A 21,094-nucleotide genomic window follows, 5' to 3' on the forward strand; every position below is an offset into this window, starting at 1 on the left:
CGCTAGCTGCCCCCGAGCTCGCGCGTGATCTGTGCGGCGCGCTCAGTTGCGGCGCGCGCTCCGTCGGCGATGATGTCCGCCAGCCCCCGCTCGTCGAAGGTCGCCACGGCCCGTTCGGTTGTCCCGTTGGGACTGGTCACGGCCCGGCGCAGCTCGCGGGCGTCCGCGCCCTCCTGGGCGAGCATGAACCCGGCGCCGGCAACGGTTTCGGTCGCCAGAAGCCGGGAGAGTTCCGGGGCAAGGCCGAGCTTCTCCCCGGCCGCGGCCATGGCCTCGGCGAGGTAGAAGGCGTAGGCGGGGCCCGACCCGCTGATGGCGGACAGGGCGTCGACCTGGGCCTCGGGAACCTCAACAACGGTGCCTGCAGATGCGAGCAGGGCACGGGCCTTGGCAAGGTGCTCGGGCCCGGCGGCGGATCCGGCCGAGATGGACAGGACGCCCCGGCCCAGGCGCGACGGCGTATTGGGCATCGTCCTGATCACCGGCTGGCCCGGGGGAAGCGCAGCCTCGATCATTGCGGTCGTGACCGCGGCGGCCACACTCAGCACCAGGGTGTCAGGGCGGAGCGAGGCGGCGATGTCCTGGGCGAGCGGGACGACGCCGACCGGTTTCACGCCGAGAATGACGACGTCGGCGTTTGCTGCCGCCTTCCGGTTGGCCGCCTCATCCTCCTCGGTGGCGAGGACAGTGACCCCGTGCCGCCCGCGCAGCGCCGCGGCGCGTTCCCCGCGCCGGACGGTCGCGCTCACCCGGGTGGGCTCAAGCCCTGCGGCGAGCAGCCCAGCGAGGATCGCTTCGTTCATCGACCCGCAGCCGAGGAAGGACAGGCGTTGTGCTTGTGCATCAGTCATTCCTCAATCCTGCCACGCCCGCCTCCCAGCGTTCTCCCAGCGTTTATCCGGTTAAGGCACAAGCTGGGGCGATAGCGTTTCAGTTACCTCATGAAGGTGCGAGTGATGAGGGCCGGACTTCCTGATCCGGTCCGGCGCTGGCGGCATGACGGGTGACCCCCCAGCACCCGCCTTTGCCGCCGGCGCCATCCTTCTTTAAAGGGTCAACCCGCAGGTGTCCTGCGGCGCCGGGACGGGTAATCAGCTTTCCCTCGACTCTCGGCACCGCACTACTCGGTGATGCCGGCCACCCCGGTGTTCGCCCCCCGCGGATGCCGCAGGTGCTGCCGGGCGAAGGCGAGGGTCTGCGCCAGCCATTCCTCGCGTTCTCCGGCGCCGCGCGCCTTGCGTGTGCTGACTTCGACGGCCACGACCCCCTGCCATGCGGAATCGGTAAGGTACCCCAGCGCCTCGCCGCAGCGCTGGCCGCCCTGCCCGGGCAGGAGGTGCTCATCCTTGCCGTTGAGGTTTCCGTCGGTGAGATGGACGTGCGCGAGCCGTGAACCAAGCCCCCGGATCTCCTCGAAGGAGTCCATTCCGGCGATTGCCGCATGCGAAAAATCCCAGGTCACGGCGTCGTAGGGTTCGGGGACGGGGTTCCAGTGGGGCAGGTAGGCCTTGGCTTCCCGGCCGCGGACCTTCCAGGGGTACATGTTTTCGACGGCGATCTCGATGCCGTACTCCCCCGCGACCCTGTTGATGCCTTCGGCGAAGTTCTCCGCGTATCCGGTCTGCCAGCGGAAGGGCGGGTGGACAATAACCGTCTTCGCTCCTACTTCGGCGGCCATCGCCGCTGACATCTCCACCTTGGTCCATGCCTTGCCCCAGACCTGCTGGGTCAGCAGCAGGGTGGGGGCGTGGATCGCCAGGATGGGCTGGCTGTACTGCTCGCTGAGGATGCCCAGTTTGTCGGGGTTCTGGCTGACCGAGTTGTTCGTCACCATCACTTCGACGCCGTCGTAACCAAGGTCGCTGGCGAGGGCAAAAGCGTCGTGGACTGACAGCGGGTAGACGGAAGCACTGGAGAGTGCCACGGGAATGGGACGCCCGGGCGTCAACGGATCGCCCATCTCAGGACAACCCGCCTGCCGCCGCAGAGGCACCGGCGTCGAGGTGGGCGTGCCCCACCCCTGCCCCCGGCAGGGGCTGCTCCGCGTCGAACATCTTCGCGTCGAAGCGACGCAGGAGCAACCCTTCGCGCAACGCCCAGGGGCAGATGTCAATCGAATCGATCCGGAACAGATCGAGCGCGGCTTCGGCGACGAGCGCTCCTGCAAGCAGCTGGCCGGAGCGCATCTCGGAGATGCCCTTGAGGCCGGCGCGGTCCTCGGCGGACATCGCGGAGAGCCGCCGTGCCCAGAGGCTCAGGTCGCTGCGGTGCAGTTGGCGGCGCGCAAACGGCCCGGCGGTCGACGGGGCGGCTCCGGCGATGCGCGCCAGCGAGCGGAAGGTCTTCGAGGTGCCGGCGACGAGGTCCGGGCGGCCGAGGGGCTTGAAGCCGCGCACCACATCGCTGAGGGTTGAGCGGATGTATCCGCGCAGGTCGGTGATGCTTTGGGGGCTGGGCGGATCATCCCGCAGCCACTCGCGTGTGAGCCGGGCGGCACCCAGGGGAACCGAAACGGCCCGCTGGGGCAGCTCGTCCGAACCCATCGCGATTTCGAAGGACCCGCCGCCGATGTCGAGGTTCAGGAGCGATCCGGCACCCCACCCGTACCAGCGACGTGCGGCCTGGAAGGTGACGGCCGCCTCCTGGTCACCGGAAAGCTCCTGGAGGTCGACCGCGGTCTCAGCAGTCACCCGGGCCAGGACCGCTTCGCCGTTGGCGGACTCCCGGATGGCCGAGGTGCAGAACGCCAGCAGGTCTTCGGCCCCGTGCTGGTGGGCGAATTCGCGCGCCTCCCGCACGAACCCGACAAGGCCGGCCTGCCCTTCGTCGGTAATGCGGCCCTCGTCATCGAGGTGGGCGACGAGCTGCAGCGGGCGCTTATGCGATGCGAACGGGACCGGCCGCGCCCCGGGATGGGCATCAACCAGCAGCAAATGCACAGTATTCGACCCGATGTCCAACACCCCTAGACGCATCGTTCCGCCAGCTTTCTGCCACTCATCATGTCTTCCCGGCCGCGGAGTTCCCGCAAAGGCCTACTTCCCCGCCGCGACCTTGCGCTTTGCCGGTGCGCGCCGGGTCGTCTTCTTGGGCGCGGGGCCCTTCGCGCGTTTCTCCGCGAGCATCTCAACCGCCTGCTCCCGGCTGAGCTCCTCGATGGCCATCGATCCCGGCACGGTGATGTTGGTGATTCCGTCCGTGATGTACGGCCCGAAGCGCCCATCCTTGACCACAATAGCTTTCCCGCTGTCGGGGTCGTCACCGAATTCGGCCAGCGGCGGCGTCGCGGTGCGCCCGCCGCGCTGCTTGGGCTGGGAGTAGATTTCCAGGGCCTGCTCGAGGGTGATCGTGAAGATCTCCTCCTCGGAGCCGATGGAGCGGGAATCACTTCCCTTCTTCAGGTACGGCCCGAAGCGTCCGTTCTGGACGGTGATCTCCTTGCCTTCGGCATCCTCACCGAGGACCCGCGGCAGGTTCATCAGCTTCAGGGCGTCTTCGAGGGTCACCGTTTCGACCGACATCGACTTGAACAGCGAGCCGGTGCGCGGCTTGACCTTCGCCGGCTTCTTCGGCGGCTTGGGCTTGCCGTTCTTGTAATACTCGACCGGCTGGTTCGCCAGGTCCTCTTCGCTGGGCTCCGGGATGAGCTCGATCACGTAGGGACCGTAGCGGCCGTCTCGGGCCACGATCGTGCGCCCGGTCTCGGGGTCGACGCCGAGCACGCGCTCCTCGGAGGACGGCGACTCCATCAGTTCGATGGCCTTCTCGGCGGTCAGCTCATCCGGTGCCAGATCTTCAGGAACGTTGGCGCGCTGCGGCTCGGCGCCCTCGGGGGCATCGGCGGGAAGCGGCTTTTCGAGGTACGGGCCGAACTTGCCCACCCGCAGCGTGATGCCGTCGGCGATCTCGACCGAGTTGATGCGCCGGGCGTCGATCTCCCCGAGATCGTTGACGATCGTGTGAAGCCCGGTGTCCTTGCGGTCGCCGTAGTAGAAGCGGTCGAGCCACTCGACCCGGCCCGCCTCGCCGCGCGCAATGCGGTCGAGGTCCTCTTCAAGTTCAGCGGTGAAGTCGTAGTCGACGTAGTCGTTGAAGTGCTCTTCGAGGAGCCGGACCACGGAGAACGCAATCCAGCTCGGAACCAGCGCCTGACCGCGGATGCGCACGTAGCCGCGGTCCACGATTGTGGACATCGTGGCGGCGTAGGTCGAGGGGCGGCCGATGCCGCGCTCTTCAAGGACCTTCACCAGCGAAGCTTCGGTGTAGCGCGGCGGCGGCGAGGTCTCGTGCCCGATCGGCTCGATCGAGCGTGCGGCGAGGGAATCCCCACGGGCGACGTTGGGCAGGCGGGTGCCCTGTGCGTCGTCGTCGCCGTCCTGGTTCCGGTCGGCGTCGCGGCCTTCCTCGTAGGCGGCGAGGAAGCCGCGGAAGGTGATGACCGTTCCGGAGGCGGAGAACTCGGCGTCGCGGCCATCGGTGCTGCGCGCCCCGAGGCGGAGCGACGCGGTCGAACCCTTGGCATCGGCCATCTGGGAGGCCACGGTGCGCTTCCAGATCAGTTCGTAGAGGCGGAACTCGTCACCGCGCAGCGACTTGGCCACCTGCGCCGGGGTCCTGAAGGAATCACCGGCGGGCCGGATGGCCTCGTGCGCTTCCTGGGCGTTCTTCGACTTGCCCTTGTAGATGCGCCGCGCCTCGGGAACGTACTCGGCGCCGTAGAGCTCGGAGGCCTGCCGGCGGGCGGCGTTCACGGCCTGGTCCGACAGAGCCGGCGAGTCGGTACGCATGTAGGTGATGTAGCCGTTTTCGTACAGCCGCTGGGCCACCTGCATCGTCATCTTCGAGGAGAAGCGCAGCTTGCGCGCTGCCTCCTGCTGGAGGGTCGACGTCGTGAAGGGTGCGGCGGGGCGGCGCGTGTACGGCTTCGTCTCGACCGAACGCACGGTGAAGGCGGCGTTCTCGAGGCCGGCGGCGAGCGAACGCGCTGCTTCCTCGTCGAGGCGGACGGCGCCCTTGGCCGTCAGCTCCCCGCGGTCGGAGAAGTCCTTGCCGGAGGCGATCCGGCTTCCGTCAACGGCCACAAGCTTCGCCGGGAATTCGCTGCCCTTGGCGGAGTCTTCGGGGGTGAAGGAGCCGGTGAGGTCCCAGTAGGAGGCGGAGCGGAACGCCATGCGTTCGCGTTCGCGCTCGACCACGAGCCGTGTTGCGACTGACTGCACCCGGCCTGCGGACAGGCCGCGGGCGACCTTCCGCCAGAGCACCGGTGAGATTTCGTACCCGTAGAGGCGGTCGAGGATCCGTCGCGTCTCCTGGGCGTCGACCATCGGAATGTCGAGGTCGCGCATTTCAAGCAGGGCGCGTTGGACGGCTTCCTTGGTGATTTCGGGGAAGGTGAGCCGGTGGACGGGCACCTTCGGTTTCAGCACCTCAAGCAGGTGCCACGCGATGGCCTCGCCCTCGCGGTCACCGTCGGTTGCGAGATAGAGTTCGTCGGCGTCTTTGAGGGCCGCCTTGAGCTCGGCCACCTTCTTCTTCTTGTCCGAGGACACAACGTAGTAAGGCTCGAAGTCCTTGTCGATATCCACAGCGAACTTGCCCACCGAGGATTTCTTCATCTCGGCGGGGAGGTCGGAGGGCTGGGGAAGATCGCGGATGTGGCCCATCGATGCGGCGACCTCAAAGCCCTCGCCAAGGTACGCGGCAATGGTCTTGATCTTGCCGGGTGATTCGACGATGACGAGCTTTTTGCCGTGTTTTTTGTCCGATGCCTTAGTGGGCACTTTTCTCCTCGATACGGGGGTGCTGAGCCAGCCGGTCAGTGACATCCGGTGGGGATCCCGCTGCTGGCTCCACCCCTCCCAGTATGCGGTATGCGTACCTGCACTAGGGTAACGGCAAGATTCAGGGCGCCGGAATCAGGAATCCGTCGAGCACCAGCTGCTCCACCGCCGCCAGCAGTTCCAGGGCGAAAATTCCGTCTTCGCGGCCCAGCAGGGCCGCAAGTGCGCCTGCGATCTGGCCGGCCGTCAGCTCACCGTCGCACGCCGAGACGAAGCCCGCGAGTTCGGTGCTCAGCAGGGTGGTGCGGCGCAGCCCCGCGCCCTGGCGGAGCAGGATCACACCGGGGTGCTCGGCGCCGGGGCGCTGGTGGCGTTCCTCGGTCACGTCCTCGGCGACCAGCAGGTACGCCGCGGCGAGTCCGGGCCCCTCACCGGACGGCGACTCCGGCGCGGGATGGCCGGCCAGCCAGTCGATGCGGGAGGCGGCGGCCGCGAGGTGCGGACCGAGCGGCTGCTCGACGTCGTGGGTGATCTCCTCGAAGCGCACCGACGGCATACGCCCGGGCGGGGTGCGCCGGAGCCAGACATACCCGAAGCCGACCGAGCCGACGCCCCGGGAACGGAAGTCGCCGAGGTACTCGGCGTAGCGGCGGAGGTAGGCCGGACGGTCACGGTTTTCGGCGGCGTCGCGCAGCCAGGTTTCGGCGTACTGCAGCGGGGTGAGCAGTTCCCGCTGGATGATCCACGCGTCGGTTCCGCCCGGCAGCCACTGCCCGAGCCGCTCATCCCACGCCCGCCCGTCCTGCACTTCCCAGTTGCCCAGCAGCTGTGCGGTGCCGCCTTCGTGAAGCACCCCTGGCAGATCGCGGACCAGGTCCGCGACGATTGCGTCGCCGGCGAGCCCTCCGTCCCGGTAGGTGTACTGCTGGTCCTGGCTGTCATGCGCGCCGCGCGGGGTGATGACGAACGGCGGGTTTGAAACGACGAGGTCGAACCGCTCACCGGCCACTGGCTCGAGCATGCTTCCCTGGCGCAGGGCAACGCGCTCCTCAAGGGCGGACGGGTCGATGCCGAGCGGGCCGGCGTTGAGCAGCAGGTTGAACCGGGCGAACGCCAGGGCCCGGGAGGAGATGTCGGTGGCGGTCACGTGCCGCGCATGGGAGAGGAGGTGGAAGGTCTGGATGCCGCAGCCGGTTCCAAGGTCGAGCGCGGTATCGGCGTCCCGGCGGACGGTGAGCTGGGCCAGCGTGAGCGAGGCCCCGCCGATGCCCAGCACGTGGTCGTGCCGCAGCGCGCCGGGGCGCTGGGTGGCGCCGAGGTCGCTCGCGACCCACAGGTCTCCGTCCGAGTCTGAGGAATACGGCCGAAGGTCGACGGCGGCGCGCACGTCGTCGGGGCCCTCCTCCGCCGGGTGGCCTTCGACAAGCCGCAGGGCCCGGAGCCCGGCGGCACCGGTCGCCGGGAATGCCAGGTCGAGCTGCCGTTCCGGGACGGGTTCGCCGAGGAGCCAGAGCAGCACCGGAACAACAAGCTGCGACGGGGATTCCCGGCGGAGTTCCTCGTCGCAGGCCAGCCGGGCCGGTACCAGCTGGTCCCGCCCGAGCGCCGCGTACGCCTCCGCCCCGATCAGGCCGGCGACGCCGTCGACCGTGTAGTTGAGCCCGGCGAGGTCCGCCGCGAGGGAGACAAGGAGGCCCTGGTCACGGCTCGACGGCGCGGTGGAGACGTCCTCGTCGAAGGCGCGCATCAGGCGGCACCGGCTGCGGTGGCCTCGGCTTCGTCGGTTTCACACCCCTGCGGGCAGCGGAGTGTTTCAGGCCGCGCCGCGCACCGGGCGCAGTAGAGCGTGAGGTTGCGGCAGGCGGAATTGGAGCAGTTCTCGAACTTGCTCGTGGGCGCCTCGCAGCGCACACACTTGCCGATCGTCGCGGCGTCCTTGCTGAATTCCAGATGCATGCGCTTGTCGAAGACGTAGAGCGATCCCTCCCAGAGGCCGGAATCGCCGTAGGTTTCGCCGTAACGCACGATCCCGCCCTGCAGTTGGTACACCTCGTTGAACCCGCGGTTGATCATCAGACTCGAGAGCACCTCGCAGCGGATACCGCCGGTGCAGTAGGTGACGACCGGTTTGTCCTTGAGGTTGTCGTACTTGCCGGAGTCGAGTTCGGCGATGAATTCGGCGGTCGTGCTCACATCGGGCACCACTGCTCCCTTGAAGCGCCCGATCTGGGCTTCGACGGCGTTGCGCCCGTCGAAGAACACGACCTCCTCGCCCTCGCTTCGCTTCTGCTCGACAAGGGCATGGACTTCCTCGGGCCGCAGGTGGGTGCCGCCGCCGACCACTCCCCCGGCGTCGACCTTCAGTTCGCCCGGGGCGCCGAAGGAGACGATCTCGTCACGCACCTTGACGCTCAGCCGCGGGAAGTCCTCGGCTCCGCCCTCGGACCACTTGATGTCCATCTTCTTGAAGGCCGGGTACTGCCGGGTCGCCTTCACGTACTGCTTGACCGCGTCGAGCGGACCGCCGACGGTGCCGTTGATGCCGTCCTTGGAGATGAGGATGCGCCCGCGCAGGCCAAGGTGTTCACAGAGGCCCTTCTGCCAGAGCTTGACCGCATCGGGGTCGGGCAGCGGCGTGAAGGCGTAATACAAGACAATCCGGTTCATTGACACGGTTTTAACCCTACTTCGTGCATCAAAATCATCACTGTCCGGCTGGACGGTGTTTTTTGACGACGATGGCCACTATCGTCAGTGCATGGGAACTGAAGCTACGAATGATCTCCTCGCCACCTGGATCACCGGGTGGTCTTCCTGCCGCGGCTACGAGCGCCACGATGACGGGCGCACGACCTCCGTGGTGCTTACCAACGGTCGCGAGGTCAGCGAGCATTTCCTGTACGAGCCGTCCGAGGAACTGTTCCTTCAGGTGGCTGCCGAAACGAAGGCGGACCCCGCCCGGCTGCTGACCGTTGTGACCAACCGCATGCAGGACCTGCTCGACGCCGCCAAGCCGCTGGACATGCGCGTTGTCGACCGCGACCAGTCCCTGATGAGCGCCGACATGAGCGGCCAGGACGTCGAGGACCCCCTGCCGCCGGATGAGGAGTTCATCCTGAAGCGCATCGACAGTCCTGCCAGCCGCAGGGTCGAGGTCTCCTTCCGCGGAGAGCCGGCCGCCCGCGGCGCCGTCGCCGTCACCGGCGAATTCGCCGTGTTCGACGGCATCGTGACCGAAGAACGCTTCCGCCGGCGCGGGCTGGCCAGTTACGTGATGCGGGCGCTCATCGCCGCCGCCCTCGAGGACGATGTCCGTATCGGATTGCTCATGGCGTCGTCGGACGGGCGGGGCCTCTACGAGTTCCTGGGCTGGCAGCACCTGGCGGATGTGTTCGTTGTAAGAGGATAAGGCCGGGTTGCGCTGCCCCGGCCCGCGGCCGGGTGAAACAATGGCGGCGTGGCACAGCAGAACTCCCTGATCTCCCTGCTCGGAGGCGGAGAAACCCCGGAAGAGCTGCTTCACGTGCGTGAGATCCCCGCGCGGAAGGCCGTCCACGAGCCGTGGCCCGACTGGGTCCACCCCGACGTCGTCGGCGCCTTCGCGTCAATTGGGGTGAACGAACCGTGGCGGCACCAGGTACAGGGAGCCAATGCGGCGCACGGGGGCCGCAACACGATCATCGCCACTGGCACCGCGTCGGGTAAGTCGATGGCCTACCAGCTTCCGGTCCTCGATGAGATCCACCGCAGCGAGCTCGCCATGCAGGCGACGCTTGCACCCTCCGGGTCGGTCTCGCTCTACCTCGCCCCCACCAAGGCACTTGCGGCGGACCAGCTCTCCGCGGTGAACGCTTTGAAGCTGCCGACGGTGCGTGCCGAAACCTACGACGGTGACACCGACACCGGGGCTCGGCGGTGGATCCGGGACCACGCGAACCTGGTGCTCGCCAACCCGGACATGCTCCATCACGGGATCCTGCCCAACCACCCCTGGTGGGCGAGGTTCTTCCGCAGGCTCAAGTACGTCATCATCGATGAGGCGCACAGCTACCGGGGTGTCTTCGGCTCCCACGTGGCGAACCTCCTGCGCCGTCTGCGCCGGATCTGCGCCAGCTACGGCGCCTCCCCTGTATTCATCGGGGCCTCGGCAACCTCGGCCGACCCGGCGGCGTCGTTCAGCAAGCTCATCGGTGCGCCGGTCGAAGCCGTGACCGAGGACACCTCCCCGCACGGCTCGACCACCGTGGCGTTCTGGGAGCCCCAGCTGACCGGACCGGCCGGCGAGAACGGCGCACGCTCCCGAAGGACGGTGGTCGCCGAGACCTCCGACCTGCTGACAAACCTCGTCTCGGCCCAGGTGCGCACGATCGCCTTCATCAAGTCGCGGCGCGGCGCCGAGAGCATCGCCTCGATGTCGAAACGGCTGCTCGACGAGGTGCATCCGAGCCTGCCGCAGCGGGTGGCCGCCTACCGCTCCGGGTACCTGCCGGAGGAACGCAGGGAACTGGAGCGGGCGCTGCGCGGCGGCGAGCTGCTGGGGGTGGCAAGCACGTCCGCGCTCGAGCTCGGCATCGACATTTCGGGGCTCGACGCCGTCCTCGTGGCTGGCTGGCCGGGAACTCGGGCGTCGTTGATGCAGCAGATCGGCAGGGCCGGCCGGTCGGGGCAGGACGCCCTGGCCGCGTTCGTCGCCAGCGACGACCCGCTCGACACCTACCTTGTCCACCACCCGGAGGCGGTCTTCGACGTGGCGGTCGAGGCAACGGTGTTCGATCCTGCAAACCCCTACGTGCTTGGGCCGCACCTTTGCGCCGCGGCCGCGGAGCTGCCCCTCACCGACGCCGACCTGCCGCTGTTCGGCCCGACCGCGGCGGCCCTGCTGGGCCAGCTCACGGAGCAGGGCTACCTGCGCCGCCGCCCTGCAGGCTGGTTCTGGACCCACCCGCAGAGCGCCGCCGCGATGGTGAACCTCAGGGCCGACGGCGGCGGCCCGATCACCATCGTCGAGGCCGAGACCGGGTCGGTGCTGGGAACCATGGATTCGCCGCAGAGCCACTACCAGGCGCATCCCGGCGCCGTCTACGTGCACCAGGGGCGCACCTACGTCGTGGAGTCCCTCGACGAGCAGGACCACTGCGCCGTCGTCTCCCGCGCAAATCCCGACTTCTACACTCAGGCCCGCGACATCACGCAGATCGAGGTCCTTGAGCGCGGCGACACGGAGCAGTGGGGGAAGGTTCTCGTCAACTTCGGAGATGTGAAGGTGACCACCCAGGTTGTGTCGTTCCAGCGCAAGGCGTTCGTCTCAAACGAGATCCTGGGCGAGGAGCCCCTCGAGCTCGAAGCGCGCAGCCTGTTCACCAAGAGCGTCTGGTTCGAAATCAGCGATGAGCTTCTTTCAGCTGGCGGCATCCCGGCCGAGGAACTTCCGGGCGCCCTGCACGCCGCGGAACACGCCGCGATCGGGCTGCTGCCGCTGGTCGCCTCGAGCGACCGGTGGGATATCGGCGGCGTATCGACGGCGCTCCATGCGGACACCGGGCTGCCGACCATCTTCGTTTACGACGGGCATCCCGGCGGGGCCGGGTTCGCCGAGCGGGGATTCCAGGCGGCGAAGGTGTGGCTCACGGCGACCCGTGATGCCATTGCTTCCTGCGAGTGCCCCGACGGGTGCCCCTCCTGTGTTCAGTCGCCGAAATGCGGGAACCGCAACAATCCCCTCAGCAAGGTGGGCGCGGTCTCCCTCCTCACGCTGATCCTCGACCAGGCGCCCTAAGCGGACCCGGCGGCAGCGTTCAGGGCGGACCGGCCCGCGCCGCTGCGGAGGCGGGCGGCAGGACGGATCCTGCTGACACCGTGACGCGCACCGTTACGATCGAGTGACCCGCCCCGGACAGGGCACAGTGCTCAAGCCGGGCGGCGTGCTTTTCGGCGACCTCACGGGCGACGGCGCACGGCTCGCCGTCCCGCAGCCCCCGGGCCGCGTCGGCGGCCGCCAGGGCTGCGAGATCGCCCCCGGTTGAGGCCCTCGCCGCAGCCACCATGCCGTGGACAAGAAGGACCGACAGCGAGAGCAGCACCAGCAGGACGACGGCGAGCGCCGCCACAAGGACCGTTCCGCTTCCCTCCTCCTCAGCCATTTTCGGATCGGCTCTCTGCTGTCGCCGAGAGCCGGATCTCCGAGATGCCGGGGAAGTGCCCGGGGACCGGGGACGACACGGTGATGGAATCCCATCCCGCGCCCGCGGACACCGATAGCTCGGCGTCGTCTCCGGCCAGGCGAAGCACTGTGGCTTCAACCGATCCCGGGGGCTCTCCGCGTTGAATTTCCCGTGCGCCCGCGCGGGCCGCCTCCTCCAGTCGTAGCTGCGTCACCCCGACGGCGGCGGCCCCCAGCAGCGCAGCGAGCAGCAGCACGAGTGCCGGCAGGGCGACGGCGACCTCGGCAGTCACCGTTCCCCGTTCGCCGGCTCCGCCCCTGACGGCTCGTTGGCGCATGGTGCTCAGCCGAAATTCAGCGCCGACGTGATCAGTGACATCAGCAGGTCCCGCACTTCTCCGCTGGAGAGAACGGCGACGAGCAGTGCGGCGAATCCGACCGCGGCGAGCATGACGATCGCGTATTCAGCGGTGGCCAGTCCGGACTCCGCGTGGTCCGGCGGTACTGTCCGGGACTTGTCCGCGTCGTCCCGGTCCGGCCCCTTCGGTGGGTCGGTTGCGGCGCCCGGCGCTCCGGCGTCTGATGAGGACATTGATTTCTCCCTGCTTGGGGCCCGGCGGTCCTGCCCGGGACGGTCGATGGGCCGCGGCTGCGGCATGAAGATACTCTTCCCCGCTGCGGCTGCGGCCGGTGGTGGGATGCCGGATAAGTGGATAACCTGGGGCCGGGACCCGGCTGTTCACGGCAGGAGGGCGAGCACGACGGGCACCACCCCCAGACAGACGAAGGCGGGAAGCGCACAGACCCCCAGCGGCACAACCAGCTTCACCCCGAGCGCAGCGGCCCGCCGTTCAAGATCCCGGTTCTGCCGCCGCCGCAGCTGACCCGCGCACGCATGGACGATGGCCGCCGATGGGGCGCCGGTGAGCGCGGCAAAGCGCAGTGCATCGCGGAGTTCGGCGGCTGCATCGACTCCGGCCGTTCGCTGCCCCTGCGCGCGGCGCCCTGATCCCCAACGCCCGAGGGGCCGGCGTCCCGCTGCGGCGGCAGTCAGCCGGGATCCCTGCCGCAAGGGGTCCCATGCACCGGCGGGTGGGTCGGGCCCGGCTTGCCATGCCGCCTCCCATTCCGACCCCAGGCTGAGGGCGGCCACGGCGTGGGTGATTCTGCGTGCCACCGGTTCCTCCACCATGTCGGCCAGGACGGAGAGGGCGTGATCGGCCGGTGCGCCGGCGGCGAGCATGGCTCCCATCAGGTCGAGCATCAAGGTCGCATCGGTGATTCCGGCAGGCACGCGACGCGGGCTCCCTTTCGACGGAGCCACAAGCGACGGGCGGGCGGAGAGGGTGAGGATTCCGTAGGCGGCAAGGAGAAGCGCCGCCGTGAGCGCCGGGCCCATCAGGTGCGCCTCGCCGCAGCGGCAACCAGCCGGGAGCACCAGACGCGCGCGGCCGCCATGAGCAGGCACCCGGCCGCCAGGACAGCGTTGCCCAGGGGTGAGCCGAACAGCACGCGCAGCGGGTCCGCTCCGATGAGGTAGCCGAGCAGGAGCCCGAAGACCGGGAGCCAGGTCAGCAGCGACACCGTTGCCTTGGGGCCGGCGAGCGCGCTGTCCCGCGCACCTTGGGCGTCAAGTTCCGCGTCGAGCTGGTCAGCGTACCGCGCCAGGACCTGGGCCAAGGGGGCTCCGGTCCGTTCCGCGACGGAGAAACACGCAGCGAGATCGACCCACAGGGTTAACGGTGATGCCCGCGCGGAATCGGTTCGGAGGGGTGGAGCGCTGTTGAGCACCTCGGGAACGCTCAGGCCCAGCGCCGCAGCCCGGGCCGCCGCCTGGATGACAGGCAGGACACTGGGCGCGAACCCTGATCCCGGAGTGGCCGCCGGCGCATAGACGGACTCAAGGTCCGCCCACAACTGCTGCGGCATCCTCCCTGCCTGAAGCAGACCGGTGAGCTGGCGGACGAACAACGGGATGTCATTCGGGTCAACGGGCGGGTCCTTCGGGCGGGGAACGCGCGAGCCCCGGGCGGGGCCGCTCCCCTGGAGGCCCGAACCGCCAGGCGGTCGCCGCCACGCATCAGCGGGGAACGGCGTGGTCAATCGCAGCACCGCCGCCGCGGCACCGAGCAGCAGGGCAACGAGAAGTCCGGTCATCCCAGCGGCCCTGCCTCCTCGAGCTTCTCCCGGAGGCCCTCCCACCCGGTGCCCCGTGAGCACCCCGTTCCATTCCAGGTGAGGGCCGGTCGCACCTCAAGCCGGCTTCCATCCTCCAGTCCGACCAGGGCAAGCTGCTCCACCCGGCGCCCGGCGGGTGTGCGGACGAGGTGGATCACCAGGTCGAGGGCACTTGCGGCCTGCAGCGCCAGCGCACCGGGGCTAAGCCCTGCGAGCGCCCCGAGTGCCGTCAACCGCGCGGGAATGCTCCGCGCCGAGTTGGCGTGCACTGTCGCGCCTGCCCCGTGGTGGCCGGTGTTCATTGCGGCAAGCAGTTCCCTCACCTCCGCTCCGCGGCACTCGCCGACGATCAGGCGGTCGGGGCGCATCCGCAGGGCGTGGCGTACAAGGTCGGCAAGCTCCATGACTCCTGCCCCTTCGAGGTTGCCGTAGCGTGCCTGAAGCCCGACGGTGTGCGGGTGGTGGGGGCTCAGTTCCGCCGCGTCCTCCACCAGGACGATCCGCTCGGTGGGGCTGCTCATCCCCAGCAGCGTGGAAAGGAGCGTCGTCTTGCCCGTCCCTGTGGCGCCGCTGATGAGGAAGTTGAGGCGCCGCCTGATCACGGAGCGAAGGATGCCCGCCATTTCCGGGTGAAGGGCACCGGTTGCCTCAAGCTCGGCCAGGGAGAAAACCCGCTCGCGCCGGATCCGGATGGAAAGCAGGGTGCCTTCGGTCGAGATGGGAGGCAGAACGGCGTGGATACGGAACCCGTTGAGGCGCACATCCACGCACGGGTTCGCATCGTCGAGCCTTCTGCCTCCTGCGGCGACCAACCGGGTGGCGAGAGCCCTCACCTCGCCCTCGTGCGGGAAGACCGCGCCAACCCGGTGGAGCCCCGACTCCCCGTCCACCCAGACCTGCGAGGGCCCGTTGACAAGGATGTCCGTCACCGCCTCATCCTGCAGCAGGTGCTGCAGGGGCCCGAGGCCTTGGAATTCGGCGCGGAGCCTGTCAACGGCGGTGAGCGTTCCCTCGGAGCCGAGAAGCCGGCCCGTGGAGCGGACGGCGTCGGCCAGACCCGCCCCGGTGAGGGGGTCCGCCCCCGAGAGCACGGCGGCCCTCACCTCGGTGACCAATGCCGTATCAGCGCCGGCAGCATGACGGGTGCGGGACTCGTGCCAGGTCATCCCGCGGCCGGCCTTCCCCAGATCCGGGAGGCAAGTGCTGCGCAAACGCGCCGGGGGCCCCGCCGGTGCCCGAGTTCAAGTAGCCGTTCCTGCGCCTCCGCCGCCGGTACCGCACGCAGCCAGGGAAGGAAGGCGGGGATCCTGGGCAGGCTGAGGGCCTCGGCGATCCGGTCCGGATCGAGCCCGTTGAGGACCGGGCCGCGCACCACCACCTCCACGGAGGAAGGTTCAAGCAGCGGAAGAATCCGCCCCGCGGCTGAGACCGGCCGCGGCCGCGCCGGCACGACCACGATGATGCTTTGGCAGTAGCCGGAGAGGGAATCCCCAGCGGCGTGTGCCGCGCCCAGGTCGACGACGGCGAGGTCGTAGGCATCGCGGGCAGCGGCAAGCACCGAAGCCACGGCCTCGGAGCCGTGCCCCGGGTATCCAGGGCGGGCACGGCCGAGCGGCGGAGTGCCGGCCCCGATGCCGGGAGTCCGCTGGGACAGCACGGCGAAGTTCCGCGTCTGGGGCAGCGCTGCGGCAAACTGGCCTGGGTGCAGCGCCCCGCGCACTTCGGCCAGGTCGTCCCAGCAGGCACCGGAACCGGCGGCCCCGCCGAGGGCGAGCCCCAGGCCACCGCCGCCAGGGTCGCCGTCGATCAGGACGGTCCGCATCCCGCCCGCCCCCGCATGGTCGGCGAGCCAGCAGCCGAGAGTCGTGGCCCCGGCACCGCCCGATGCACCCATTATCCCGACCACCGTTCCGGAACGCGCCGCTGATCCCGCACCACTCAGGTGTTCCGCGAGCCAACTCGCTGCCTGTGGAAGGATGGCGACCCTGCCTGCCCCGGCTCGGGAGGCAGCCGCCCAGACGGCACCCTCGTCCTCCTTTCCTCCGATGAGGATCACCGGGGTATCCGCAGGGAGGGCCGCGTTGGCGCTGTCACAGGTTAGGAGCAGGACCGCCGGGTTGTGCTGGAGCGCCTGTGCCACCGAATCGGCCTGGACCAGAACCACACCAGCCGCCGCACCCACGCGCGCCGCCTCGTCGCGCAGCGCCTGCGCTCCGCCCACCAGTGCCACGCAGTGCTCGGTGGCGGCTGCGGGAACCCAGGAGGACCTGACCGTCATCGCTCCATCCTGCGCACCACGTGCGGTCCGGGGCGGGCGCGCCCCGGCTATGTGGACAATCCGGCCGGGCACGGAATGGGGAGGGGCCCGGGTGACAATGATCGTATGTATGTCGTCGTGGCCCACCCGCCCAGCACCGAGCCGGACACCGCGGCCGTGTTCCAGCCGTTTGCCGCGGACGGCTCCCCTACCGGCCCTATGCTGCGGGCCGGTGCCGGGGAACTGCACGACGTCTTCGCTCGGTTCGAGTCCGGTTCTCCCCGCTGGGTCTGGGACAACGCGCGCGCCTGGTACCCGGCCCTGCTGGCCGGAGGCATCAGCCTCGACCGCTGCCACGACCTCGCGTTGGCCCGGGCTGTCCTCACCCACTCGGGATACTGCGCACCCTCCCCCTACCTTGAGGAGCTGCGCGCGCAGGCGCCCGACGGAGAGGAGGCACCGCTTCCGCGGCAGCTTCTGCCACCGGCCCCCGCACCGAACCAGAGCAGTCTCTTCGACGAGGTCGTCCGGGCTTCCGGCCCTGGCCTTGAGGCGGTGTCCACGGAATTCCGGCAGCAACTGGAGGCCGTCGCCGCCTCCCGGCACCCCGGACGTCTCGCCCTGCTGCTCGCCGCCGAATCCGCCGGAGCGCTCCTGGCCGCGGAGATGGAAGCGGCGGGCCTGCCGTGGCGCAGGGACGTGCATGAGGAACTCCTTGAACGGCTCCTCGGGCCCCGCCCGCCCGAGGGCCAGCGCCCGGCCGGACTCGAGCTGCTCGCCGCCGAGCTTCGGCGTGCCCTGGGGAACCCGACACTGAACCCTGATTCACCCCAGGAGCTCATCCGGGCCCTGCACCGGGCGGGGATCGAAGTGGCAACAACCCGCTCCTGGGAGCTTGAGCGCCAGAAGCACCCGGCCATCGAACCGCTGCTCGCCTACAAGAAACTCTCGCGGCTGCTCACCGCGAACGGCTGGACCTGGTTGGATACCTGGGTGGAGGAGGGCCGCTTCCGGCCCGAGTACGTGGTGGGCGGCGTTGTTTCCGGGCGGTGGGCGTCGCGGGGCGGGGGCGCCCTGCAGATCCCCCGGCAGGTCCGTGACGCAGTCCGGCCCGACCCGGGACATGTGCTGATCGTCGCCGACGCGGCCCAGCTCGAGCCGCGCGTGCTGGCCGCGCTGGGGCAGGATTCGGCGCTCGCCGCCGCGGCCCGGGGCAAGGACCTCTACCAGGGCATCGCCGAGCAGGGATTCGGCGGGGACCGGGCAAAAGCCAAGCTGGCCATGCTCGGGGCGATGTACGGGGCGACGACGGGCGAATCGGGGCGGCTGATGCCCCAGCTCACCCGCACCTACCCGAAGGCGATCGCCATTGTGGAATCGGCTGCACGCACCGGGGAGGCCGGCGGCACCGTCACCAGTTATTTGGGAAGGGGCTGCCCACCGGCGTCGGAGCGCTGGCGCGCCTCACAGCAGACGGCGACGGCGGAGGAGCAGCGCCGCGCCGACGCTGCCGCCCGGGCCCGGGGGCGCTTCACCCGGAACTTCGTGGTGCAGGCAACCGCGGCCGAATGGGCGTTGTGCTGGCTTGCCGAGGTGCGCCGCCGGCTAAGGCAGGCGGGCGGTCCCACAGCGGTCACGGCCCTAGTGTTTTTCCTCCACGACGAGGTGATGCTCCATGTGCCCGAAGACCGCGCCGCGGAGGTCAGCGTGCTCCTCGAGGAGGCCGCCGCAGCGGCGACAGCGCTGATGTTCGGTCCCATTCCGATCGAATTCGCCGTCAACGTGGTGGTGGTGCGCTCCTACGCCGACGCCAAATAGGCGGTTGCCGGCTCACCGGGGTGGGGGGATCTCCAGGGAGGCGTCCCACGGCTCGGTCCAGCCCAGTCCGTCGAGAATGGAGTCGAGCAGGATCCCGGTGAAGCCCCAGACCGTTGCTCCTGGGAGCACGAAGCCCGGGCTCCGCCCGGTGAAACCCCGGCGGGAGTACACAACGGTCCTGCGGTTCTCGGGATTGAGCAGTTCCCGAAGCGGTGCCCGGAACACATGGGAGGATTCGGCGAGGTCAACAACGGCCACGGGAGTCGGCAGCGCCCACCATCCAAGCACCGGTGTCACCATGAAGTTGCTGATCGGAAGCCCCACTTCGGGCAGGACGCCGAGCACTTCAACCCCCGCGGGGTCAAGCCCCGTCTCCTCACGGGCCTCGCGCAGCGCCGCCGCCGGCTCGTCGGCGTCGGTGGGGTCGATCTCGCCGCCCGGAAAGGCGACCTGGCCGGGGTGGTTGTTCAAGGAACCGGCACGTTTGACCAGGAGCAGGTCGAGATCCCTCGGGTCAACAGGTTCCCCCGGTGGATGCTGGTCGTCGGCCCCGAAGAGGATCAGGACGGCGGCCCGCCGTGCGGTGTCGGGGTCAAGGACACGAAGGTGCCAGGTGGTGTGGAACTGCGCCGACGTCGCACCCGTCATCGAGGCGGCGTAATTCCGCAGGGACTGGTGGGCGCTCACGTTCCGAGGCTGTGGCCGGCCGCACGCAGCTCGGCGCGGCTCGCGCCGTTGACCATCAACTCGCGCAGTTCCTCGCGCCCCGGTGCCAGCTCATATTTAAGGAGCTTGGCGGCCTTCACCGGGTCGACCTCGCCTTCGCCGTAAGACGGGCACAGCGCCGCAACGGGGCAGGCACCGCAGGCCGGCTTCTTCGCATGGCAGATGCGGCGCCCGTGAAAGACAACCCGGTGGGAAAGCATCGTCCAGTCCCGCGGCTCAAAGAGCAGGCCCACCTCGGCCTCGACTTTCACCGGGTCGTCGGATTCGGTCCAGCGGAATCGCCGTGCCAGCCGCCCGAAATGGGTGTCGACCGTGATGCCGGGGATCCCGAAGGCGTTGCCGAGCACCACGTTCGCCGTCTTGCGCCCTACCCCCGGAAGGGTGACGAGATCCTCGAGGCGGTTGGGCACCTCGCCGTCGTACTCATCCACGAGGCGGTTCGACAGGGCGAGGAGGCTGTTGGCCTTTGCCCGGAAGAAGCCGGTGGGGCGGATGATTTCCTGCAGCTCCTCGGCGTTGGCCTCTGCAAGGCTCCGGGCGTCGGGATACCGCGCGAACAGCGCCGGCGTTGTGAGGTTCACACGCACGTCGGTCGTCTGCGCCGAAAGGACGGTTGCGACGAGCAGCTCGAACGGGTTGCGGAAATCGAGTTCCGCCACCGCGTAGGGGTACTGCTCGGCGAGCACCCGATGGATGCGGCGCGCCCGGCGCTTGAGCGCAACCGGCGACTCGGGCTCCCGGGCCTTTGCCTTCATGATCCGGCCTTTCCTGGGGCTGCCCCTAGTCCCGCGGCGCCCGCTCGATGTTGGTGAGGTCGTGCATAATGCCGATCTGGCCGGTGCGCTTGTCCTGGACCAGGAATTCGGTGCCGCGGTCCTCGATCCCGACCTCCCAGTCGCCGGGCTCCACGGTGAAGAGCGTCCGGCCTGACTGTTCGTCGATCACCGGGCGCGGGGTGCCGACGGCGAACCAGAACGCTTCAACGACCTGATCGTCGTCGGCGCTGCGGGTCGCGGAAATGGGCTCCTGCTGTTCCACGGGGGTGCTCGCCGCAACGGGATGCACGCGCGTCCGGGGTGCCGGGTCGGGCTTGGAATCCGCGTCCGCCGAGTCCTCCGGCGCCGCCGTCGAACCGTGGCCGCGTTCCGTGTCGGCCTCCGGGGTCACAGCCGTTGAAGCCCCGGAAGCAGCGCCGTTCAGCGGGCGCTCCGCGGCGTCGGCCGGCTGCTCGGACGGGTCAGTGTCGGCGGCAGTCATCTGCGCTCCGGATGCCGGTGATCCTACGGCTGTGGCGCCATAGCCGCCGACGGCGGAGGCCACTCCATTGGCGGCCGCTGCATCATCCGGGCCTGCCTTCCGCGGGCTGCGGAAGCGTGCGGCAAGTGTCTTGGCGGTGCTGGAGATGGCATGGCCGGACTTGGCAAGGCTGGCCTTGGCCGGGCCCGCGGCGCCGGTGGCGTCGGCGTCCGGCGCATTGGATGCCGGTGTATCGGATGCCTGTGCGTCGTGGCCGGCCTGAGCGGAGACGGGCTTGGGAGGTTTGGGCCGGGTGGGAAGAACCGCACGTGCCACCGGGTGCGCCGCGGAATCGGGACGGTCGTGGAAGTCCTTCTTGAGCACGGGCAGGTGCGGGGCCAGCACCGTTGCCGCAAGCATTCCGAGTGCTCCGATGAGGGAGATGAGCGGGCCGATGTGGAAGGCGCTCATCGTCTGGAGGAAAAAGAACGTTGCCGCGAGCACGGCGGCGACCGACGCAAACTGGTCCGCCGACAGCGACCCGACCCGAAGGCTCGAGGCACCGCGGCGGCGGCCGATGACCAGTGCCACAGCCGCAAGCGGGAGGAGGATGCCGATTCCGACGAAGAACAGCGGAAGCGTGTTCCAGAAGTTGGCGTAGCGGACGACACCCTGGAAGAAGGGCAGCAGGGTGCCGAGGAAGATCACCGCGACCGACGCCGCAAGCACCACCTCACGCAGCGTGAACGGCCCGACAGCGGCAGGGCTCGTTGCGTGGGTGGCGTCGGAGGCGGGCTGCGCAGGCGCATCCGGCCGGCCGGAGTCACCGGCGCTTGAAACCAGCGGCCCCCGGTCATCGAGCTGGCGGCCCGGTTGGTGTTCGGTCATGGTGAATCTCCCGTTCGTGGCGGCCGCACGGCCGCCCTGAGCCGGCCGTGC

19 protein-coding genes are annotated in these 21,094 nt (G+C 69.4%); 3 read left to right on the forward strand and 16 right to left on the reverse strand.

Annotation, left to right across the window (positions count from 1 at the left end; genetic code table 11):
- Positions 1 to 2: 2 nt before the first annotated feature.
- The 6 genes from proC to trhO all read right to left on the reverse strand — a co-directional run bounded on the left by proC (position 3) and on the right by trhO (position 8,453).
- A complete protein-coding gene (gene proC, locus AC4D2R_RS02010) occupies positions 3 to 851 on the reverse strand; it encodes a pyrroline-5-carboxylate reductase (protein ID WP_490936961.1) in 849 nt (282 codons plus the stop codon).
- 269 nt (positions 852 to 1,120) lie between these two features.
- Positions 1,121 to 1,960, reverse strand: a complete 840-nt coding sequence (locus AC4D2R_RS02015; RefSeq protein WP_490936963.1) for a sugar phosphate isomerase/epimerase family protein — start codon at positions 1,958 to 1,960, stop codon at positions 1,121 to 1,123.
- Position 1,961: 1 nt separating this feature from the next.
- Positions 1,962 to 2,975, reverse strand: a complete 1,014-nt coding sequence (locus AC4D2R_RS02020) for a Ppx/GppA family phosphatase (RefSeq protein WP_490936965.1) — start codon at positions 2,973 to 2,975, stop codon at positions 1,962 to 1,964.
- Between the two features lie 60 nt (positions 2,976 to 3,035).
- Positions 3,036 to 5,780 carry a type I DNA topoisomerase gene (topA, locus tag AC4D2R_RS02025; protein ID WP_490936968.1) on the reverse strand — a complete coding sequence of 915 codons (2,745 nt, stop codon included), beginning with the start codon at positions 5,778 to 5,780 and terminating at the stop codon, positions 3,036 to 3,038.
- A gap of 121 nt (positions 5,781 to 5,901) precedes the next feature.
- On the reverse strand, positions 5,902 to 7,527 hold the full coding sequence (locus AC4D2R_RS02030) for a DUF7059 domain-containing protein (protein ID WP_490936970.1): 1,626 nt from the start codon (positions 7,525 to 7,527) through the stop codon (positions 5,902 to 5,904).
- Positions 7,527 to 8,453, reverse strand: coding sequence for an oxygen-dependent tRNA uridine(34) hydroxylase TrhO (trhO, locus tag AC4D2R_RS02035; RefSeq protein WP_490936972.1), 927 nt, complete (start codon positions 8,451 to 8,453; stop codon positions 7,527 to 7,529). The genes AC4D2R_RS02030 and trhO overlap by 1 nt, the downstream gene beginning before the upstream one ends.
- Before the next feature lie 85 nt (positions 8,454 to 8,538).
- On the opposite strand from trhO, the gene AC4D2R_RS02040 reads away from it, so the two are divergent.
- Complete coding sequence (locus tag AC4D2R_RS02040; protein ID WP_490936974.1) at positions 8,539 to 9,189, forward strand: GNAT family N-acetyltransferase; 651 nt, start codon at positions 8,539 to 8,541, stop codon at positions 9,187 to 9,189.
- A 48-nt stretch (positions 9,190 to 9,237) separates the two neighbouring features.
- Entirely contained in the window at positions 9,238 to 11,556 is a 2,319-nt protein-coding gene (locus AC4D2R_RS02045; protein WP_490936976.1) for a DEAD/DEAH box helicase, read from the forward strand.
- Between the two features lie 19 nt (positions 11,557 to 11,575).
- Here AC4D2R_RS02045 and AC4D2R_RS02050 read toward each other — a convergent pair whose 3' ends face one another.
- The 7 genes from AC4D2R_RS02050 to ssd form a co-directional block, all read right to left on the reverse strand.
- The gene (locus AC4D2R_RS02050; RefSeq protein ID WP_490936978.1) at positions 11,576 to 11,920 is read right to left on the reverse strand and encodes an Rv3654c family TadE-like protein; all 345 of its coding nucleotides are present in this window, start codon (positions 11,918 to 11,920) and stop codon (positions 11,576 to 11,578) included.
- Complete coding sequence (locus tag AC4D2R_RS02055; protein ID WP_490936980.1) at positions 11,913 to 12,278, reverse strand: TadE family type IV pilus minor pilin; 366 nt, start codon at positions 12,276 to 12,278, stop codon at positions 11,913 to 11,915. The genes AC4D2R_RS02050 and AC4D2R_RS02055 overlap by 8 nt, the downstream gene beginning before the upstream one ends.
- Positions 12,279 to 12,283: 5 nt before the next feature.
- A complete protein-coding gene (locus tag AC4D2R_RS02060) occupies positions 12,284 to 12,532 on the reverse strand; it encodes a DUF4244 domain-containing protein (RefSeq protein ID WP_490936982.1) in 249 nt (82 codons plus the stop codon).
- A gap of 147 nt (positions 12,533 to 12,679) precedes the next feature.
- The gene (locus AC4D2R_RS02065; protein WP_490936984.1) at positions 12,680 to 13,339 is read right to left on the reverse strand and encodes a type II secretion system F family protein; all 660 of its coding nucleotides are present in this window, start codon (positions 13,337 to 13,339) and stop codon (positions 12,680 to 12,682) included.
- A complete protein-coding gene (locus AC4D2R_RS02070) occupies positions 13,339 to 14,097 on the reverse strand; it encodes a type II secretion system F family protein (protein WP_490936986.1) in 759 nt (252 codons plus the stop codon). The genes AC4D2R_RS02065 and AC4D2R_RS02070 overlap by 1 nt, the downstream gene beginning before the upstream one ends.
- Positions 14,094 to 15,284, reverse strand: a complete 1,191-nt coding sequence (locus tag AC4D2R_RS02075) for a TadA family conjugal transfer-associated ATPase (RefSeq protein ID WP_490936988.1) — start codon at positions 15,282 to 15,284, stop codon at positions 14,094 to 14,096. The genes AC4D2R_RS02070 and AC4D2R_RS02075 overlap by 4 nt, the downstream gene beginning before the upstream one ends.
- Positions 15,281 to 16,396, reverse strand: a complete 1,116-nt coding sequence (ssd, locus tag AC4D2R_RS02080; RefSeq protein ID WP_490936990.1) for a septum site-determining protein Ssd — start codon at positions 16,394 to 16,396, stop codon at positions 15,281 to 15,283. Before ssd ends, AC4D2R_RS02075 begins: the two co-directional genes overlap by 4 nt.
- A gap of 105 nt (positions 16,397 to 16,501) precedes the next feature.
- On the opposite strand from ssd, the gene AC4D2R_RS02085 reads away from it, so the two are divergent.
- Positions 16,502 to 18,193, forward strand: a complete 1,692-nt coding sequence (locus AC4D2R_RS02085; RefSeq protein ID WP_490936992.1) for a bifunctional 3'-5' exonuclease/DNA polymerase — start codon at positions 16,502 to 16,504, stop codon at positions 18,191 to 18,193.
- A gap of 12 nt (positions 18,194 to 18,205) precedes the next feature.
- Here AC4D2R_RS02085 and AC4D2R_RS02090 read toward each other — a convergent pair whose 3' ends face one another.
- The 3 genes from AC4D2R_RS02090 to AC4D2R_RS02100 are packed head-to-tail and all read right to left on the reverse strand — an operon-like array spanning position 18,206 to position 21,043.
- Complete coding sequence (locus AC4D2R_RS02090) at positions 18,206 to 18,880, reverse strand: NUDIX hydrolase (RefSeq protein ID WP_490936995.1); 675 nt, start codon at positions 18,878 to 18,880, stop codon at positions 18,206 to 18,208.
- Positions 18,877 to 19,674 carry an endonuclease III gene (gene nth, locus AC4D2R_RS02095; protein WP_490936997.1) on the reverse strand — a complete coding sequence of 266 codons (798 nt, stop codon included), beginning with the start codon at positions 19,672 to 19,674 and terminating at the stop codon, positions 18,877 to 18,879. The genes AC4D2R_RS02090 and nth overlap by 4 nt, the downstream gene beginning before the upstream one ends.
- Positions 19,675 to 19,699: 25 nt before the next feature.
- The gene (locus AC4D2R_RS02100) at positions 19,700 to 21,043 is read right to left on the reverse strand and encodes a hypothetical protein (protein ID WP_490936999.1); all 1,344 of its coding nucleotides are present in this window, start codon (positions 21,041 to 21,043) and stop codon (positions 19,700 to 19,702) included.
- Positions 21,044 to 21,094 lie beyond the last annotated feature (51 nt).

The organism is Arthrobacter sp. TJ-217, assembly GCF_058269255.1.

Excerpts from the sequence above, each read along its gene's own strand:
- proC (WP_490936961.1), bottom strand. The coding sequence starts at position 851 with ATGACTGATGCACAAGCACAACGCCTGTCCTTCCTCGGCTGCGGGTCG.
- AC4D2R_RS02015 (WP_490936963.1), bottom strand. The coding sequence starts at position 1,960 with ATGGGCGATCCGTTGACGCCCGGGCGTCCCATTCCCGTGGCACTCTCC.
- AC4D2R_RS02020 (WP_490936965.1), bottom strand. The coding sequence starts at position 2,975 with ATGCGTCTAGGGGTGTTGGACATCGGGTCGAATACTGTGCATTTGCTG.
- AC4D2R_RS02030 (WP_490936970.1), bottom strand. The coding sequence starts at position 7,527 with ATGCGCGCCTTCGACGAGGACGTCTCCACCGCGCCGTCGAGCCGTGAC.
- AC4D2R_RS02040 (WP_490936974.1), top strand. The coding sequence starts at position 8,539 with ATGGGAACTGAAGCTACGAATGATCTCCTCGCCACCTGGATCACCGGG.
- AC4D2R_RS02050 (WP_490936978.1), bottom strand. The coding sequence starts at position 11,920 with ATGGCTGAGGAGGAGGGAAGCGGAACGGTCCTTGTGGCGGCGCTCGCC.
- AC4D2R_RS02055 (WP_490936980.1), bottom strand. The coding sequence starts at position 12,278 with ATGCGCCAACGAGCCGTCAGGGGCGGAGCCGGCGAACGGGGAACGGTG.
- AC4D2R_RS02060 (WP_490936982.1), bottom strand. The coding sequence starts at position 12,532 with ATGTCCTCATCAGACGCCGGAGCGCCGGGCGCCGCAACCGACCCACCG.
- AC4D2R_RS02065 (WP_490936984.1), bottom strand. The coding sequence starts at position 13,339 with ATGGGCCCGGCGCTCACGGCGGCGCTTCTCCTTGCCGCCTACGGAATC.
- AC4D2R_RS02070 (WP_490936986.1), bottom strand. The coding sequence starts at position 14,097 with ATGACCGGACTTCTCGTTGCCCTGCTGCTCGGTGCCGCGGCGGCGGTG.
- AC4D2R_RS02075 (WP_490936988.1), bottom strand. The coding sequence starts at position 15,284 with ATGACCTGGCACGAGTCCCGCACCCGTCATGCTGCCGGCGCTGATACG.
- ssd (WP_490936990.1), bottom strand. The coding sequence starts at position 16,396 with ATGACGGTCAGGTCCTCCTGGGTTCCCGCAGCCGCCACCGAGCACTGC.
- AC4D2R_RS02085 (WP_490936992.1), top strand. The coding sequence starts at position 16,502 with ATGTATGTCGTCGTGGCCCACCCGCCCAGCACCGAGCCGGACACCGCG.
- nth (WP_490936997.1), bottom strand. The coding sequence starts at position 19,674 with ATGAAGGCAAAGGCCCGGGAGCCCGAGTCGCCGGTTGCGCTCAAGCGC.
- AC4D2R_RS02100 (WP_490936999.1), bottom strand. The coding sequence starts at position 21,043 with ATGACCGAACACCAACCGGGCCGCCAGCTCGATGACCGGGGGCCGCTG.